General features: G+C 61.3%; 14 protein-coding genes. 11 read left to right on the forward strand and 3 right to left on the reverse strand.

The window, feature by feature from the left end:
• Positions 1 to 50: 50 nt before the first annotated feature.
• The 6 genes from RN346_RS05330 (at position 51) to RN346_RS05355 (ending at position 4976) form a co-directional block, all read left to right on the forward strand.
• Positions 51 to 1106 (forward strand): SDR family oxidoreductase, encoded by a 1056-nt coding sequence (locus RN346_RS05330; RefSeq protein ID WP_311962367.1) that lies wholly within the window; start codon positions 51 to 53, stop codon positions 1104 to 1106.
• A gap of 71 nt (positions 1107 to 1177) precedes the next feature.
• Positions 1178 to 1582, forward strand: coding sequence for a hypothetical protein (locus tag RN346_RS05335; RefSeq protein WP_263584647.1), 405 nt, complete (start codon positions 1178 to 1180; stop codon positions 1580 to 1582).
• A 60-nt stretch (positions 1583 to 1642) separates the two neighbouring features.
• Complete coding sequence (locus tag RN346_RS05340; RefSeq protein WP_311962368.1) at positions 1643 to 2497, forward strand: hypothetical protein; 855 nt, start codon at positions 1643 to 1645, stop codon at positions 2495 to 2497.
• A 25-nt stretch (positions 2498 to 2522) separates the two neighbouring features.
• On the forward strand, positions 2523 to 3095 hold the full coding sequence (locus RN346_RS05345; protein WP_263584645.1) for a hypothetical protein: 573 nt from the start codon (positions 2523 to 2525) through the stop codon (positions 3093 to 3095).
• Between the two features lie 45 nt (positions 3096 to 3140).
• On the forward strand, positions 3141 to 3995 hold the full coding sequence (locus tag RN346_RS05350) for a hypothetical protein (protein ID WP_311962369.1): 855 nt from the start codon (positions 3141 to 3143) through the stop codon (positions 3993 to 3995).
• 96 nt (positions 3996 to 4091) lie between these two features.
• The gene (locus RN346_RS05355) at positions 4092 to 4976 is read left to right on the forward strand and encodes a dihydrodipicolinate synthase family protein (RefSeq protein WP_311962370.1); all 885 of its coding nucleotides are present in this window, start codon (positions 4092 to 4094) and stop codon (positions 4974 to 4976) included.
• 46 nt (positions 4977 to 5022) lie between these two features.
• Here RN346_RS05355 and RN346_RS05360 read toward each other — a convergent pair whose 3' ends face one another.
• Both RN346_RS05360 and soxR read right to left on the reverse strand, forming a co-directional pair.
• Positions 5023 to 5961 carry a glycerophosphodiester phosphodiesterase gene (locus RN346_RS05360; protein ID WP_311962371.1) on the reverse strand — a complete coding sequence of 313 codons (939 nt, stop codon included), beginning with the start codon at positions 5959 to 5961 and terminating at the stop codon, positions 5023 to 5025.
• Positions 5962 to 6082: 121 nt separating this feature from the next.
• Positions 6083 to 6526: a redox-sensitive transcriptional activator SoxR gene (soxR, locus tag RN346_RS05365; protein ID WP_263584641.1), complete on the reverse strand. Its 444-nt coding sequence runs from the start codon at positions 6524 to 6526 to the stop codon at positions 6083 to 6085.
• Positions 6527 to 6700: 174 nt separating this feature from the next.
• Between soxR and RN346_RS05370 the strand changes: the two genes are divergently transcribed.
• The 5 genes from RN346_RS05370 to mmuM all read left to right on the forward strand — a co-directional run bounded on the left by RN346_RS05370 (position 6701) and on the right by mmuM (position 13119).
• Entirely contained in the window at positions 6701 to 7774 is a 1074-nt protein-coding gene (locus tag RN346_RS05370; RefSeq protein WP_311960422.1) for a zinc-binding dehydrogenase, read from the forward strand.
• Between the two features lie 144 nt (positions 7775 to 7918).
• Positions 7919 to 8548, forward strand: a complete 630-nt coding sequence (locus tag RN346_RS05375) for a LysE family translocator (RefSeq protein WP_311962372.1) — start codon at positions 7919 to 7921, stop codon at positions 8546 to 8548.
• 293 nt (positions 8549 to 8841) lie between these two features.
• On the forward strand, positions 8842 to 10518 hold the full coding sequence (locus RN346_RS05380; protein WP_311962373.1) for a methyl-accepting chemotaxis protein: 1677 nt from the start codon (positions 8842 to 8844) through the stop codon (positions 10516 to 10518).
• A 199-nt stretch (positions 10519 to 10717) separates the two neighbouring features.
• On the forward strand, positions 10718 to 12163 hold the full coding sequence (locus RN346_RS05385) for an amino acid permease (RefSeq protein WP_263584637.1): 1446 nt from the start codon (positions 10718 to 10720) through the stop codon (positions 12161 to 12163).
• A complete protein-coding gene (mmuM, locus tag RN346_RS05390; protein WP_311962374.1) occupies positions 12160 to 13119 on the forward strand; it encodes a homocysteine S-methyltransferase in 960 nt (319 codons plus the stop codon). The genes RN346_RS05385 and mmuM overlap by 4 nt, the downstream gene beginning before the upstream one ends.
• Here the strand turns inward: mmuM and RN346_RS05395 are convergent.
• On the reverse strand, positions 13111 to 14010 hold the full coding sequence (locus RN346_RS05395) for a LysR family transcriptional regulator (protein WP_263584635.1): 900 nt from the start codon (positions 14008 to 14010) through the stop codon (positions 13111 to 13113). The two genes, mmuM and RN346_RS05395, sit on opposite strands and share 9 nt — an antisense overlap.
• Positions 14011 to 14092: the final 82 nt, after the last annotated feature.

Below are 14092 nucleotides of genomic sequence, written 5' to 3' on the forward strand. Positions count from 1 at the left end.
TCGACTTTTTACATCGACGTTTCGCATCGACTCATGACAGGGAGGTCAAGATGAAGCCAATCAATTCGTTCGACCCGACAAGGCGCAAGATCGTGGGCGGCTTGGCAACCGGTGTGGCGGCAGCCATGGCCACACCGGCGTTTGCGCAGTCCTCATCCTCGGCAAGTGGCTCTTCGTCCACCGCCGCAAGCGGCGCGCGCGGTGAAGGCGGCGATGGTTCGCTGCTCGACAAGCAGGACCCGACCCGCCAGTACCCGTCACCGCCGTTTACCAATCAGCCACAACAGTGGCCGGGTCTGGCCGGCGAGATGGAGCCGCGCCCGGACCACGGTGAGCAGAGCTATAAGGGCAGCGGCCGGCTGGCCGGCCGTCGTGCGCTGATCACCGGCGGCGACTCCGGCATCGGCCGCGCCGCGGCGATCGCCTACGCCCGTGAAGGGGCGGATGTTGCGATCAACTACCTCGACGCGGAAGAGTCTGACGCCCGCGAAGTGATCGAACTGATCGAGGCGGAAGGGCGCACGGCGGTGGCGATCCCCGGCGACATTCAAAGCGAGCAGTTCTGCCGCGAGCTGGTCGAAACTGCCGTCGAACGCTTGGGCGGGCTGGATATTCTGGTCAACAACGCCGCGCGTCAGCAGTGGAAAGCGTCGATCACCGATATGTCCAATGAGGACTTCGACGCCACCATGAAAACCAATCTCTACGCCATGTACTGGATTACCCAGGCGGCGATGGAGCATCTGGGCGCCGGGGCGGCGATCATCAACACCTCCTCGGTGGTCGCCTATGATCCGCCGAAGATCCTGCTCGACTACGCCATGACCAAGGCGGCGATCATCGCCTTCACCAAGGGCTTGGCCAAACAGGTGGCCGAAAAGGGCATTCGCGTGAACGCCGTCGCCCCGGGCCCGTTCTGGACACCGCTTCAACCGAGCGGCGGCCAGCCGGATGACGCCGTCGAAACCTTCGGTGAAGATACGCCCTTCGGCCGTCCCGGCCAGCCCGTCGAGCTTTCCGGCGTCTACGTGCTGCTCGCCTCTCAGGAATCCAGCTTCACTACCGGCCACGTCTACGGCGCGGCGGGCGGTAGCGGCCAGCCCTGACGCTGGCTCGGCCTGTGGGGGCTGATGGTATATAATTAGGCGCTTAATTATTTCCACCCGCAGGCTGCTCGATGGTCCAAATCTCCTACTCCCACCATACCGCTGATCGTGAGTTCGTTCATCGTCGGATCACGACCGACCGCTTCGAGAAAGCGAGCGACATCATCGACCAGTACCCCTACCAGCACGAAGCCGAAATGTTCGAGGAGCTGGGCAGCGGGGGAGGTTTGGAGTTCCTGCTGGGCGATCTCAAGGGCCAGCACGCGCACTACAATTTCATTCCCGTCGAGGCGGACAAGGGCATTCTCGATCTTTCCATCGTCGCCAAAAAAGGCGTTTTCAATCTGCTGGGCCGCAAGGCGCTGATCCGACACTTCTATCTCGTGACACCCGAGACCGCCAGGGCGCATATTGCGGAGCTGTTTGAGCACTCCGTCGAATTTCTGTATGAAAAGCACCGACCCTTCAAAAGCTGATCCCGGCTTTCATCTTCAAGCTTTGATCGATTCAATACAGCGCCCGGCGAGGGGCTTTCAATGACCTATCACGGCGCGATCATCGGTGAGCGGCTGATCACCCGGCACGAGTACCATTACGCGAAACAAGTGGTCGCCACGCACCGCTATCTCTTCTGGTTTTTAATGGGCGTGGGCGTACTGCTTTTGTGTTCGGGAGTGGGGCTTGGCGTCGTCATTTATCTGGATGACCCGTGGATGGAGACGGTCGCGTGGCTGCTGATCGTCTTTTTAGTGGTGGGCCAGATGCTGGGCGGGGCCTTTATCTTCTGGCTGGGCTATAAACGCCGCCTACGCATCGACCCGCGTGTCGCCATCATTCGCGGCGTTTTGACCGTGCTCAAAAAGCGTGTGCCCAGCAACGCCGGCGGGGTTAACTACGTCAACGAATATTACATTGGCAATGCGCTGCTGCACGGACCACCGGGGTCGTATGACCTCCTCGAGAGGTTGAATGGTCATGTCATCGAGGTTCACGCCCTCTTTCTACGGATGTACCCGCCGCTGAATTTGAGCAAGCGCTATAAGGGGATCGAAGAGGCGCTGCTCTTCAATTTGAAAGACCGGGACAACGCGAGCGACCGAATCAACCTTAACGGCACCTTCGAGAAGTACGGGCGAAAGGTGTTCAAGCGCCAGGCCTGGCGCTTCAATCTTCTCAGCCTTCCGCCCATGTTCCTGAGCCTTGGGCTCGCGTTCTACTTCATCGTGAAATTCGAGCTCTTCACGTTCTGGGCGCTCATGGGAATTATGCTGATCTCCATTATTGCGGGGGGCTTGATGTATGAGTTGCTCGAATACCTCTACAGGAAACTGAGAAAGGGGCTGGACCCTGATTACCAGAGTTTGACGCCGGAAGAGCTATTGAAGGGCTAACGTTCAACGATACGAAGAGAGAGCCATGACACGCAACGTGGATACCGCTGATACAAGAGCCATGACGCCCCGTGAACGCGCCTACGCCGAACAAGTGATTGAGCTTCGACGCTGGCGAGCGCGCCTGAATATTTTGATCGGCCTACTAATGCTGCTGACCGTTGCCGGCGTGCTGTGGGTCGTTTTGGGAAACGCCTACGTCATGAAAATGAGCTCTAGCGCACCACTGATGTTCTTCGGCATCGCGCTGTTCGGCGTGATCGTCGCCTGGTACATCATTAAGGTAGAGATCGGTCGAAAAGTCGTGCTGGGGGAGGAGGTGCACCGTATCACGGGATATTTTCACTCTGTGAGCCGAACAGGCGGCCCACAGACTAGTGGTTGGAGGGAGTACTTCGTCGGCGATGTATCGCTTAGAACCCCCTTTATGGTCGACCTCGTTCCTCCGAAAAACGAAGATCGCGAGATGGAGGCCGAGGTGGTCTTTATTCATACCTACCCAAAGAAACACAAGTGGATCGATAAGTACCAGGATCCCGAGGCCATCGCGCTCTACATCGATGGGCAGGTCGATATCGACAAGCGCGGCTCTAGGTAACGAAGCATGTCGAGCAGCGGTAACGTATTATCGAGGGAGCAGTTGATGGGCAAGGAAAGTGTGGTCGGTGAGCGTGCCATGACGCCCAACGAGCGGTTTCACGCTCGCCAAGTGGCGCTTTACAAGCGTATGGGGCTTCACGTAACGGCCATCGTCGGCGCCGTGTTCGGGCTGATGGGCATTGCGCTTTTAGTACTCACAGTGGGGCTTTTGATCCGCTTTCAAATCGTGGGCGTTTTAATCGCGGCGGCAACGACAGGGCTTCTGGGATATATCGCGCGGGGGATGATCCGGGAGGGGACAAAGCGAAGGCTCAAGACGGCGGATCGAGTGACGATGATCAAGGGCGTCATGGAGCAGCAGGCAGTCTCCTATGCCACGTATAACGGCAGAACCACGCTGTATTTTCACAGCATTGGCGACTTTGAATTCATCAGGCCACTGGATACGGAATACACCTTCATGCCCTTTGTTGGCAAGCCCTTCGTGGCGCACGTGGTCGAGCTCTCTTTTGAGACGTTTGATGGGACACCGCTGGCGCTGAAGAAAAAGCGCGAGGCCATCCTGCTCAAGCTCGAAAGCGACGAGGAAAATGAGATCAAGGTCGATATCGACGGCGTCTACACACGATACGGCCGGAGCTATTTCTATCGCTACTTTCTGGCCCACGCGCTGATCATTGGGCCGTCGATACTATTGAGCCTGGTGCTGATGATCCGTTACTCGGTTCCGCTCGCCGATGCTTACGGGCTCGGGTTATTTACCGGGTTGTTGGCCATCTTCGTGCCCATTGCCATCGCCTTTGCCATCGGGTCACTGGTCTACTTCCTGTGCCAGAAGCTGCGCAAACTGATCGATCCCGATTACGTCAAAACCCACGAAGAGCGGCTAAAGGGGTAGAGCGCTGCCGTTCGATAGAGTATCCGATACCTGTCCCCCGTTAGCGTTTCAAGACGACATACGCGGCGCCCACTTTTCATATTGAGGATATTGCCCATGTTCACCGGCCTCAGCGCCTTCCCCTTGACGCCCATGAGCGAGCAGGGCGTTCGCGATGACGAATTCGTGGGTCTGGTAAAGCGTCTGGCGGCCGCCCGGGTGGATTCTATCGGCGTGCTGGGCTCGACCGGCAACTACATGTATCTGACCCGCGAGCAGCGCGCTCGCGTGATTCAGCTGGCCGTGGAAAACGCCGAAGGCGTGCCGGTGGTGGCCGGTATCGGGGCGCTTGCCACTCGCGAGGTAATCGCGTTGGCCGAGGACGCTCAGAAAGCGGGCGCAAGCGGTGTGCTGCTGGCACCAGTCTCCTATCAGAAGCTTACCGATGACGAGGTGTTCGATCACTACCAGACCGTATGCGCCTCGATCGACGTACCGCTTTGCGTCTACGACAACCCGGGCACCACGCATTTCTCCTTCAGCGATGAGCTGCATGGGCGTATCGCCGAACTGCCTCAAGTGGCGTCGATCAAGATACCGCCGGTGGCCGGGAATATCGCAGAGGCCCGGGCGCGCATTGAACGGCTTCGCGCGCTGATTCCGAAAGAGGTCACGCTCGGCATCAGTGGCGATCCGGTCGCGGCGGTCGGGCTATGCGCCGGGTGTCAGGCGTGGTACTCCGTACTCGGCGGGCTCTTTCCAGAGCGGGCGATGGCGATCACGCGCGCCGCTCAGTCCGGCGATCGTGAAACGGCGCTCACGCTTTCAAGCGAGCTCGAACCGTTTTGGGCGCTTTATCGTGAGCACGGTGGAAGTCTTCGCGTCACCGCCACCGTTGCCGAAGTATTGGGGGTCGTGAGCCGCCCGAGCCTTCCGATGCCGCTCAAAACCCTGCAGGGGGAGGCGCGCCGGCAGGTAGAGCAGGTCATCGAGCGGCTCTAAGGATGCGCCCTTGAGCGTTTGGGCCGCGGCCGGGCGAGAAGGCGTGTTACTCGGTCAGCTCGATCAGCCGATCCGGGTAGTCGGTGAACAGGCCGTTCATGCCCCAGTCGATGAGCCGCTGCATTTCATCGACCTCGTTGACCGTGTAGACGTGCACCGCCAGGCCGTTCTCCTGAGCCTGCTGAACGAACGCTTGGCTGATGACCGGCTCGCCGTCATACAGGTAGTTGGTGCCGAGCCCCACGGCGTAATCCGCCACGCGCTGGAAATCCTCATCGGTGATCTCGCCGGGGCCTGGGGTGACGCCGGTCCACTCCGTCAAGCGGCCTTCGCTCTCCTCGGCCGGGGAGTACCACACCAGCTGAATCAGCGGGATGTCCGGGTTCAGGTCGTGAATCTTCAAAAGACTCGCCTGATCGAAGGACTGGATCAGTACTCGGCCGGTCTCGATCATCTCGAACGCTTCCAGCCGGCGAACCAGCCCCTCTTCCACGCCCGGATTGAGCTCGGGGGATTTGGTTTCCAGATAAAAACGGACGTCCTCGTCGAAGCGATTGAGCACCTCTTCCAGCGTCAGGATATGGGCGCCCTCATAAGCGGGGTTGGCCAGCGCCGGGTGGGCCTCATTGAACCAGCTACCGGCATCCAGCGCCTTCAGCTCGGCCAGCGTGTGATCGTTGATGCGGCCCTCACCGTTGCTGGTGCGCTCGAGCGTGTCGTCGTGAAAGGCGACCAGCTCGCCATCGCTAGTCATCTGAATGTCCAGCTCCAGATAGTCCGCTCCCCAGGCGTGGGCGAGCTCCAGTGCTGCCATGCTGCTTTCCGGCGCGTGGCCGCTGGCGCCCCGATGGGCGATGACCTGGAACGACTGAAGATCCTCAAGCTGCTGTGAAAGTGCTGGGGTATCGGCCTGGGCGGTGTGGGTAACGATCAGAGCACCAGTGAAAAGACTTAAGCGTACGGCAAGCGTTGCGTGACGTTTCATGACAACTCCCTTTTTTCATGAAGAGCGTGAACTTCTCATGAAGAGCGTGAACGGGTGATTGATGACCCTACCCGGTTTCTCACGCCATTCCAAACGACAGCCTGCTGCGCTCAGCATCGTTTTAGTCGGTCGACGAAACCAGTAACCGGGCCCCCGGGCCTTCCTCGGCCAGGTGGTCGTCCGGGTTGCGCAGCGGGCAGTCGGCAAGCGACAGGCAGCCGCAGCCGATGCAGCGATCCATCTGATTGCGAAGCTGCATCAGGCTCTCCACGCGACGGTCGATCTCCTGGCGCCAGGTCGCCGTGATCGCCTGCCAGTCCGCCGCGCTTAGCTGACGATCGGAAGGAATCGAGTCGAGATGCTCCTTGGTCATCGCCAGCGGAATACCGGCGCGCTGAGCGATGCGAATCACTGCGATGCGGCGCAGCACGCTGCGCGGATAGCGGCGCTGGTTGCCGCCGGTACGCCAGGACTGAATCAGCCCCTTGGACTCGTAGAAGTGGAGCGTCGATACCCGCACGCCGCTGCGCTTGGCGACGTCTCCCACCGAAAGGTCGGTAGCCATGAACGTTCAAACCTCGAGTTTGCTTGATCCATTTAAAATACATCTCTCTTTAATACAGCGATCGAGGCGAAAAATAAACCTGTTGACCTCATCTTTAGTTGAGGTATTAGCCTTGTGCCGTGGCTGTCATGGCCACCCCCATTTCATGTTTTCACCCTCGAGGAGTAATGGCTGATGAAAGCCTGGTACAAGGAATCCCTGAAGGCTCCGCTCGTCTGCGCCGAGCGCCCTGACCCGATATGTTTGCCCGGATCCGTCATCGTGGATGTGCGAGCGGTGCATGTGCCTGCCTACCTGATGGCCATGGTCGACAGCACCGACATCCCGCTGCCCGTACCGTTGGTGCTGGGGGCGGGCGGCGTTGGCGTGGTGCGCGAAAAGGCGGATGACGTGTTCAATGTCCATGTGGGCGATGTCGTGGCGCTCGACTGTCTGGTCGAGTCTGGCGATACCGACTACCCGGAAGACGTCCTCATGGGGCTGGGCGAAATAGGTGGGCGCGGCCTGGAATCGGACGTGGTGGATGCCATGCGCACGCAGTGGCGAGACGGCACCATGGCGCAGAAGGCGCGGCTGCCGAAGGAAGCCGTCACACGACTACCTGGAGCGGAGCACTTCGACGACCCGGGGAGGCTCGCGTTTCTGACCTGGCTTGGCATTGCCGGGGAAGGCGTGGAGCAGTCCGGCCAGACGCCTGGCGATATCGTGGCGATTCTGGGCGCCACCGGGCAGATGGGCGGTGCGGCGGTACTGGTCGCGTTGGCCAAAGGCGCCTCACGGGTCATTGCGCTGGGCCGCAACGAAGCCGCGCTCGAAAAGCTGGCCACGCTCGACCCGCGCGTCGTGCCCGTTCGCTTGACCAACGATGTCGATCAGGACGCCTCGGCCATGACGGCGGTGGCGGGCGCCCCGCACGTCGTGATCGACACCATGGGCGACGCCGATAGCGCCAACCCGCTGCTGGCCGGTTTCGCCGCCCTGAGGGACAGCGGTACCCTGGTCATGATGGGCGGCGTGCGCATGGACATTCCGATGCCCTACGGCGAGATTCTGCGCCGCCGGTTGACGATTCGCGGCTCGCGCATGTACCGGCCTGAAACGGTGCTATCGATCTGGCGCATGATCGAGGCCGGCCTGATCGATCTGTCTCGGGTGGGCATGGTCGAGGTCGGCATCGACGACCCGAAAGCCGCCATCGAGACGGCCACGAAGACGACCGGGCTCAACTTCGTATCACTTCGACCCTGAAGGGCGGTGCCAGGCGTATCCATTCAAGCAACCGGCAAGCGAAGGGCATTCGAGTGTGTTTGAATACGGTATTGTCGATATGGGCGTTACCGTAAGCGCCCGTTATCGCTGCCGACCGACCCATCGATTAAAAAGGAGCATCGAGTGGATACGCTGACGTGGCTGACCTACATGGGCGTCATTTTCGCCCTGATCATCTTCCCGGGACCGGTGGCGCTTTTATGCACCAGCCACGGGCTGAAGTTCGGCCGCAAGCAGGCGACCACCACGGTGCTGGGCGGCGTGGCAGCCTCGCTCGTGCTGATGACGATCTCATCGCTCGGGCTGGGCGCCGTGCTGGCCACCTCCGAAACCGCCTTTTACGCGCTGAAAATGGTCGGTGGGGCGTATCTGGTCTACCTGGGTATCATGGCCTGGCGCGATACGGCCAGCCCGCCGATGGCAAGCCCGGGAGCGGCCGCGGGGCCTAAAGTCTCGGCGAAAAAGCGCTTTCGCCGCGGCTTTACCGTGGGTATCAGCAACCCCAAGGATCTGCTGTTCTTCGCCGCGCTGTTTCCCAACTTCATCGACGTGAGCCAGCCGCAGCTCGAGCAGTTCGTCATCCTTGCGTTGACTTGGCTGGTGATCGATTTCACCCTGATGTCGATCTACGCAGGGCTGGGCTCCAGTATCAGCCGCTGGTTCCAGAGTCCGCGCCGCTACCAGCGGTTCAACCGAGCGACCGGGGGCCTATTCATGGCCGCCGGCGGTACGCTCATTGCCTCGAACCAGTAAGCCGTATCGATGTAAAAAAGCTCATGCAAAAAGGCTCATGCAAAAAGGTCGCAGGAAGGAGTGTTCAGGTAGCGCGGCAATAGTCAGTAATGTATTGGCTCATTCGCTTGTAAGAGATCGGCTATTTTTTTGTCAAAAAGATTTAATTAGTTGCCGGCTACGCCGATAGATCATCGGATGGTGAACGAAGCGGCGGACAGCAACGCGCACTCACCATGGGCGCTGGTGTTTACGCGTTGGCTTCCTTCCACCCAGGGCAGTGCGCCCCGGGTCCCCAAGAGATTCTTACTCCTATGTTTTTTCTGAATCGAAGCGTCAAGCTGCGGCTTGCCGTGAGTTTGGCGGCGTGTGCGCTGGTTCTGATCGTGGTTGGGGCAATCAGTCTTCATAGCCTCAACAAGACCAACAATGCCATGTCCGATATCTATGAAAGCAATGTGCTCACCCTCACCGACCTGAGCCAGGTCAATCAGGCACTGCTCAGCAACCGGGTGAAGATAACTGCCGAACAGCGCGACCGTGACCCGGTCTCCGCCCTGGCCGTCCAGCAAGAGCTTGCCGACAACGATGCCCTCATCGATGCTGCCTGGGCGGATTACTTCCCGAGCCGTGTCTCTGGAGAGGCTGAGCGCGCCATCGCGAATACGTTCGTTACCTCGCTTGCCGAGCTGCGTGCCGGTATCGACACGATCATGGCGGCGATGATCGATAACGAGTTCGATCAAGCGCGTCAGATTGCCACCACGACGCTGCGTGAAGCCTATCCCAAGGCGCTGACGGCCCTGAAGCAGTTGACCGACGGTAACAGCGCGCAAGCCGCTGCTGCCAATCAGCAATCCTCGCGCGACTACGTTTGGACACGCAACTTCGTCATTATCGTGATGGCGGTGGCCATCATCATCAGTATCCTGCTGGCGATATGGCTGATCCGCGGGATCATGACGCCGCTTGGCAAGGCCCAGAAGCTCGCCAACGACATGGCAAAAGGTAATCTCAATAATGCCATCGACGTGACTTGTAAGGATGAATTTGGCGACATGCTGAGCGCATTGAAGACGATGGAGATAAAGTTCTCGCAGGTGGTAATGTCGGTGCGTAGCAATGCAGAGTCAGTCAATGGCGCTGCGGATGAGATAGTGGCGGGTACCGACGACTTGAGCAGCCGTACCCAGCAGCAGGCGGCGAGCATCGAAGAGACGGCGGCCTCGATGGATGAAATCACTTCCACCGTTCGCCAGAACGCCGAGAACGCCTCCGAGGCCGACAAGCTGGTAAGCGACGTGAGCCGGCAGGCGAATGCCGGCGGCGAGATCGCTCGTCAGGCGGTCGAAGCGATGGAGATGATCAACACCTCGAGCCGCCGAATTGCCGGTATTATCGGGTTGATCGATGAAATTGCCTTTCAGACCAACTTGCTGGCGCTCAATGCCTCGGTCGAAGCCGCCCGTGCCGGTGAGCAAGGGCGGGGGTTCGCGGTCGTGGCCAGCGAGGTGCGTAATCTGGCCGGGCGCAGCGCCAACGCCGCCAAGGATATCAAAACGCTGGTCGAAGACAGTATCGTTCAGGTGGATTCCGGCTCGGAACTGGTCAACCGCGCGGGCCGTTCGCTCGAGGATATCGTGGGCGGCGTGCAGCGCGTTTCGGCCCTGATGGCCGAGATCGCCACGGCCAGCCGAGAGCAGTCTCAGGGTATCGAACAGGTCAATACGGCTATCTCGCAGATGGATAGCGCCACTCAGCAGAACGCCAGCCTGGTGGATGAGTCCAGCGCGGCGGGCCGTTCGCTTCAACGTCAGGCGGCGTCGCTGCTCAAAGAGGTATCGTTTTTCCGGGGCGCGTCGAGCGGCCTGAAAACGGCGGCGCTGCCCACCCCGTCACGACCGCTTCAAAGCCCGGCGCGAATCGCCAAGCCCAAGGCGACTCAGGTTCTGGGAAGTCAGCATGATACCGAGCAATGGACTTCATTCTAGGTTTCTCGAGCGCCCCGTCCGGGGCGCTTTTTTGTTGGTCGAAGACATAAGTAAGGCGCTAGCGTTTCGTTGGCTATTATTCAAAAAAATACTAAAAAATAGTTTTTTTATTCTTTTTTTCTAAATTAGAATAGCGCTCCTTTTCAGGTCCGGCTTACGGGCCGGCAACGATGCGATAAGCCAACGAGAAGGTCGTTATATGAGTGATCAGGCACGTCATCCCTCCAGGCGTCGAGAAGAGGGCGCGCACTTCAAGCGCAGCATGCAGACGCGGCATCTGGTGATGCTGTCGCTCGGTGGCGTGATCGGCACGGGGCTCTTTCTGAGCTCGGGCTACACGGTGCAGCAGGCGGGCCCGCTGGGTGCGGTGCTGGCGTATCTGGTGGGCGGTATCGTTGCCTGGCTTGTGATGATGTGCCTGGGTGAGCTTGCCGTGCATATGCCGGACTCCGGCGCATTCAGCGCCCACGCCACGCGCTACATTGGCCCCGGCACCGGCTACATGGTCGCCTGGATGTACTGGCTTACCTGGACGGTGGCGCTGGGCTCGGAGTTCACCGCGGCGGCGGTGTTCATGGGCCGCTGGTTTCCCGATGTGCCCGGCTGGTACTGGAGCGGGCTGTTCGCCGTCATCGTGTTTGGTGTCAACGCCTTCACCTCGCGTTTTTTCGCCGAATCCGAGTTCTGGCTCTCGCTGATCAAGGTGCTGGCGGTGGTCGCCTTCGTGTTGATCGGCGCGGCGGCGATCATCGGCTTCGTGCCGCTGCAGGATGAAACCGGCGCTACCGTGGCCTCCCCCGGGCTTTCGGCGCTGTGGGGCGAGGGCGCGATGCCGCCGAGCCTTTTGACCATCGGCATGACGCTTCTGGCGGTGATGTTCGCCTTCTCCGGTACCGAGCTTATTGGCATCGCCGCCGGCGAAGCCGAGGATCCGGCGCGCAACGTCCCTAAAGCGATTCGTGCCACGCTCTGGCGGCTGATTCTGTTCTTCGTCGGTACCATGGTGGTGATCGCCGCGCTCCTGCCTCATACCGAGGCCGGACTCAGCCAGAGCCCGTTCGTCGCGGTCTTCCAGCGCATCGGCGTGCCGGGAGCGGCGGACATCATGAACTTCGTGATCATCACCGCGCTGCTCTCGGCGGCCAACTCCGGTCTCTACGCCTCGGCGCGCATGCTCTGGACGCTCTCGGACCAGGGCACGCTGCCCAAGTCTCTTGGCCGGCTCAACAAGCGCGGCATTCCCATGAACGCGCTGCTCTTGAGCATGGTCGGCGGCTTCGGGGCGCTGTTCTCGAGCGTTTACGCGCCGGAGTCGGTGTATCTGGTGCTGGTGTCCATTTCGGGGCTTGCGGTGGTGATCGTGTGGATGGCGATCGCGCTGAGCCAGTTCAACTTTCGCCGCCAGTACCTGCGGGAAGGCGGCCAGCTCGAGGATCTGGTTTACCGCACGCCGGGCTACCCGTTCGTGCCGCTGATCGCCTTCGGCGCCTGCCTGGCCGCCTGTATCGGCATTGCCTTCGATCCGCAGCAGCGCATCGCGCTCTACTTCGGCGTGCCGTTCATCGTACTCTGCTATCTGATTCACTACCTGCACCGCCGCCAGACGGCCAAACGCGCCCGCACCGCCGAGGAGACCCCCGCATGAGCCAGCACGCCAACCCCATCCAGACCTTGCTGCGCGACGTTCCTTTCATGGTGATCGACGGCGCGCTGGCCACCGAGCTCGAAGCGCTGGGATGCGATCTCAACGACAGCCTCTGGTCGGCGCGGCTCTTAAGCGAGGCGCCGGAGAAGATCCGCCAGGTTCACCAGGCTTACTTCGAGGCCGGCGCCGACTGTGCGATCACCGCAAGCTACCAGGCGACCATTCCCGGCTTCATGCAGGCAGGGCTTACCGAGGCAAAGGCCCGCGCGCTGATTACGCGCTCGGTAACGCTGGCGTGTGATGCCCGCGACGCCGCCTGGCAGCCGGACAGCGCGCGCCCGAAACCGCTGGTGGCAGCTTCTGTGGGGCCCTATGGCGCGTACCTGGCCGACGGCAGCGAGTACCGCGGCGGCTATGACCTGGATCGTGCCGGGCTCGTCGATTTTCACCGCGAGCGCTTTGCGCTGCTGCTGGAGGCCGGGGCGGACCTGCTGGCGGCGGAGACGCTGCCGTCGCTTGACGAAGCGCTGGCGATCAGCGACCTGCTCGCCGAGCACCCCGGCGCGCAGGCCTGGATTACCTTCTCGGCAAAGGATGACGCGCACATCAGCGACGGCACGCCGATTGCCGAATGCGCCAAGGCCCTGGCAGGGCGCCCGGGCGTGGCGGCGATCGGCGTGAACTGTACAGCACTCGCCCATATCGCGCCTCTGATCGAGGCCATCAAGCAGGCGTGCGACCTGCCGGTACTGGTCTACCCCAACTCCGGCGAACAGTACGACCCGACCACCAAAACCTGGCACCCGGCGGCGTGCGACCACAACGGCGCGCCGCCCAACCTCGTTCAGGGCGCGGCCGCCTGGCTTGCCGCCGGGGCCGCGGGTATCGGCGGGTGCTGTCGCACCACGCCTTCGGATATCGCCGCGCTGGCCGAGTACCGCCAAACGCTAATTTGATGCTTTAAGCGCCCGTTCGAGCCACGCCGCCAGCTTTTCTCCCGCGCCGGTGCGGCGCTCGTCGGGTAGCCACAGGCAGAGGCGGGCGGGGGTGGCGATACTTCCCCAGGGCGCGACCAGCCGCCCGCTTTTCAGATCATCCTTCACCAGCAGCCGGGGCGCGATCGCGACCCCGAGCCCCGCCACGGCGGCCTCCATCAGGTAGTAGAGGTGGTCGAACCCCAGGCTTTGTTCCAGCGCCTTGTCGAGAGCGCTTTCATCGAGCCCTTGGCCGTGGGCCCAGGCCGGCCACGCCTGGGGGCGTGAGGCGGTCGTCAGAAGCGTCTGTTCGAACAGCGACGCCGGTACATTGGCGTCAAGACGCGCGGCAAGTGCCGGGCTTGCCACCGCGCAGATCTCCTCGGCCATCAGCTCGATCACCTCACCGCTAACGGGCCAGGGCGGCTCCAGAAACGCAAGGGTGGCGCTGGCGCTCTGCTGGCCGCCGGGCTGTTCGGTGTCGCTGACCACCACCTGGAGGTTGAGCTCGGGCAGCGCCCGGCGCAGCGGTTCGAGCCGAGGAATCAACCAGCGCGCCAACAGGCTGCCGGGGCAGGCCAGGGTAAAGGGTGCGCCCTCTACCTCACGCTTGAGCGATGCGCAACTATCGCGCAGCTGTGCGAAGGCCTCGCCAAGGCCGCGCTGCAGCGTTTCGCCGTGCGGGGTCAGCACCAGGCGCCGGCCGGATTTGGCGAACAGCGCCGTCTCAAAATGTTCGTCCAGCGTCTTGAGCTGGCGGCTGACCGCACCGTGGGTCACGCTGAGCTCACCGGCGGCGCCGCTTACGCTGCCAAGCCGCGCGGTGGCCTCAAAAGCACGCAGCGCGCTCAGCGGGGGCAGGCTATTCTGCATGAAGATGGCTTCTCGATAGTTGATTAAAACTCACAGATAGCCGCTATCTTATCGATTTTTTGACCCTCGCGCCTCGGGTAAC

It is taken from the genome of Halomonas sp. PAMB 3232 (assembly GCF_031954225.1).
Classification (GTDB): Bacteria; Pseudomonadota; Gammaproteobacteria; order Pseudomonadales; family Halomonadaceae; genus Vreelandella.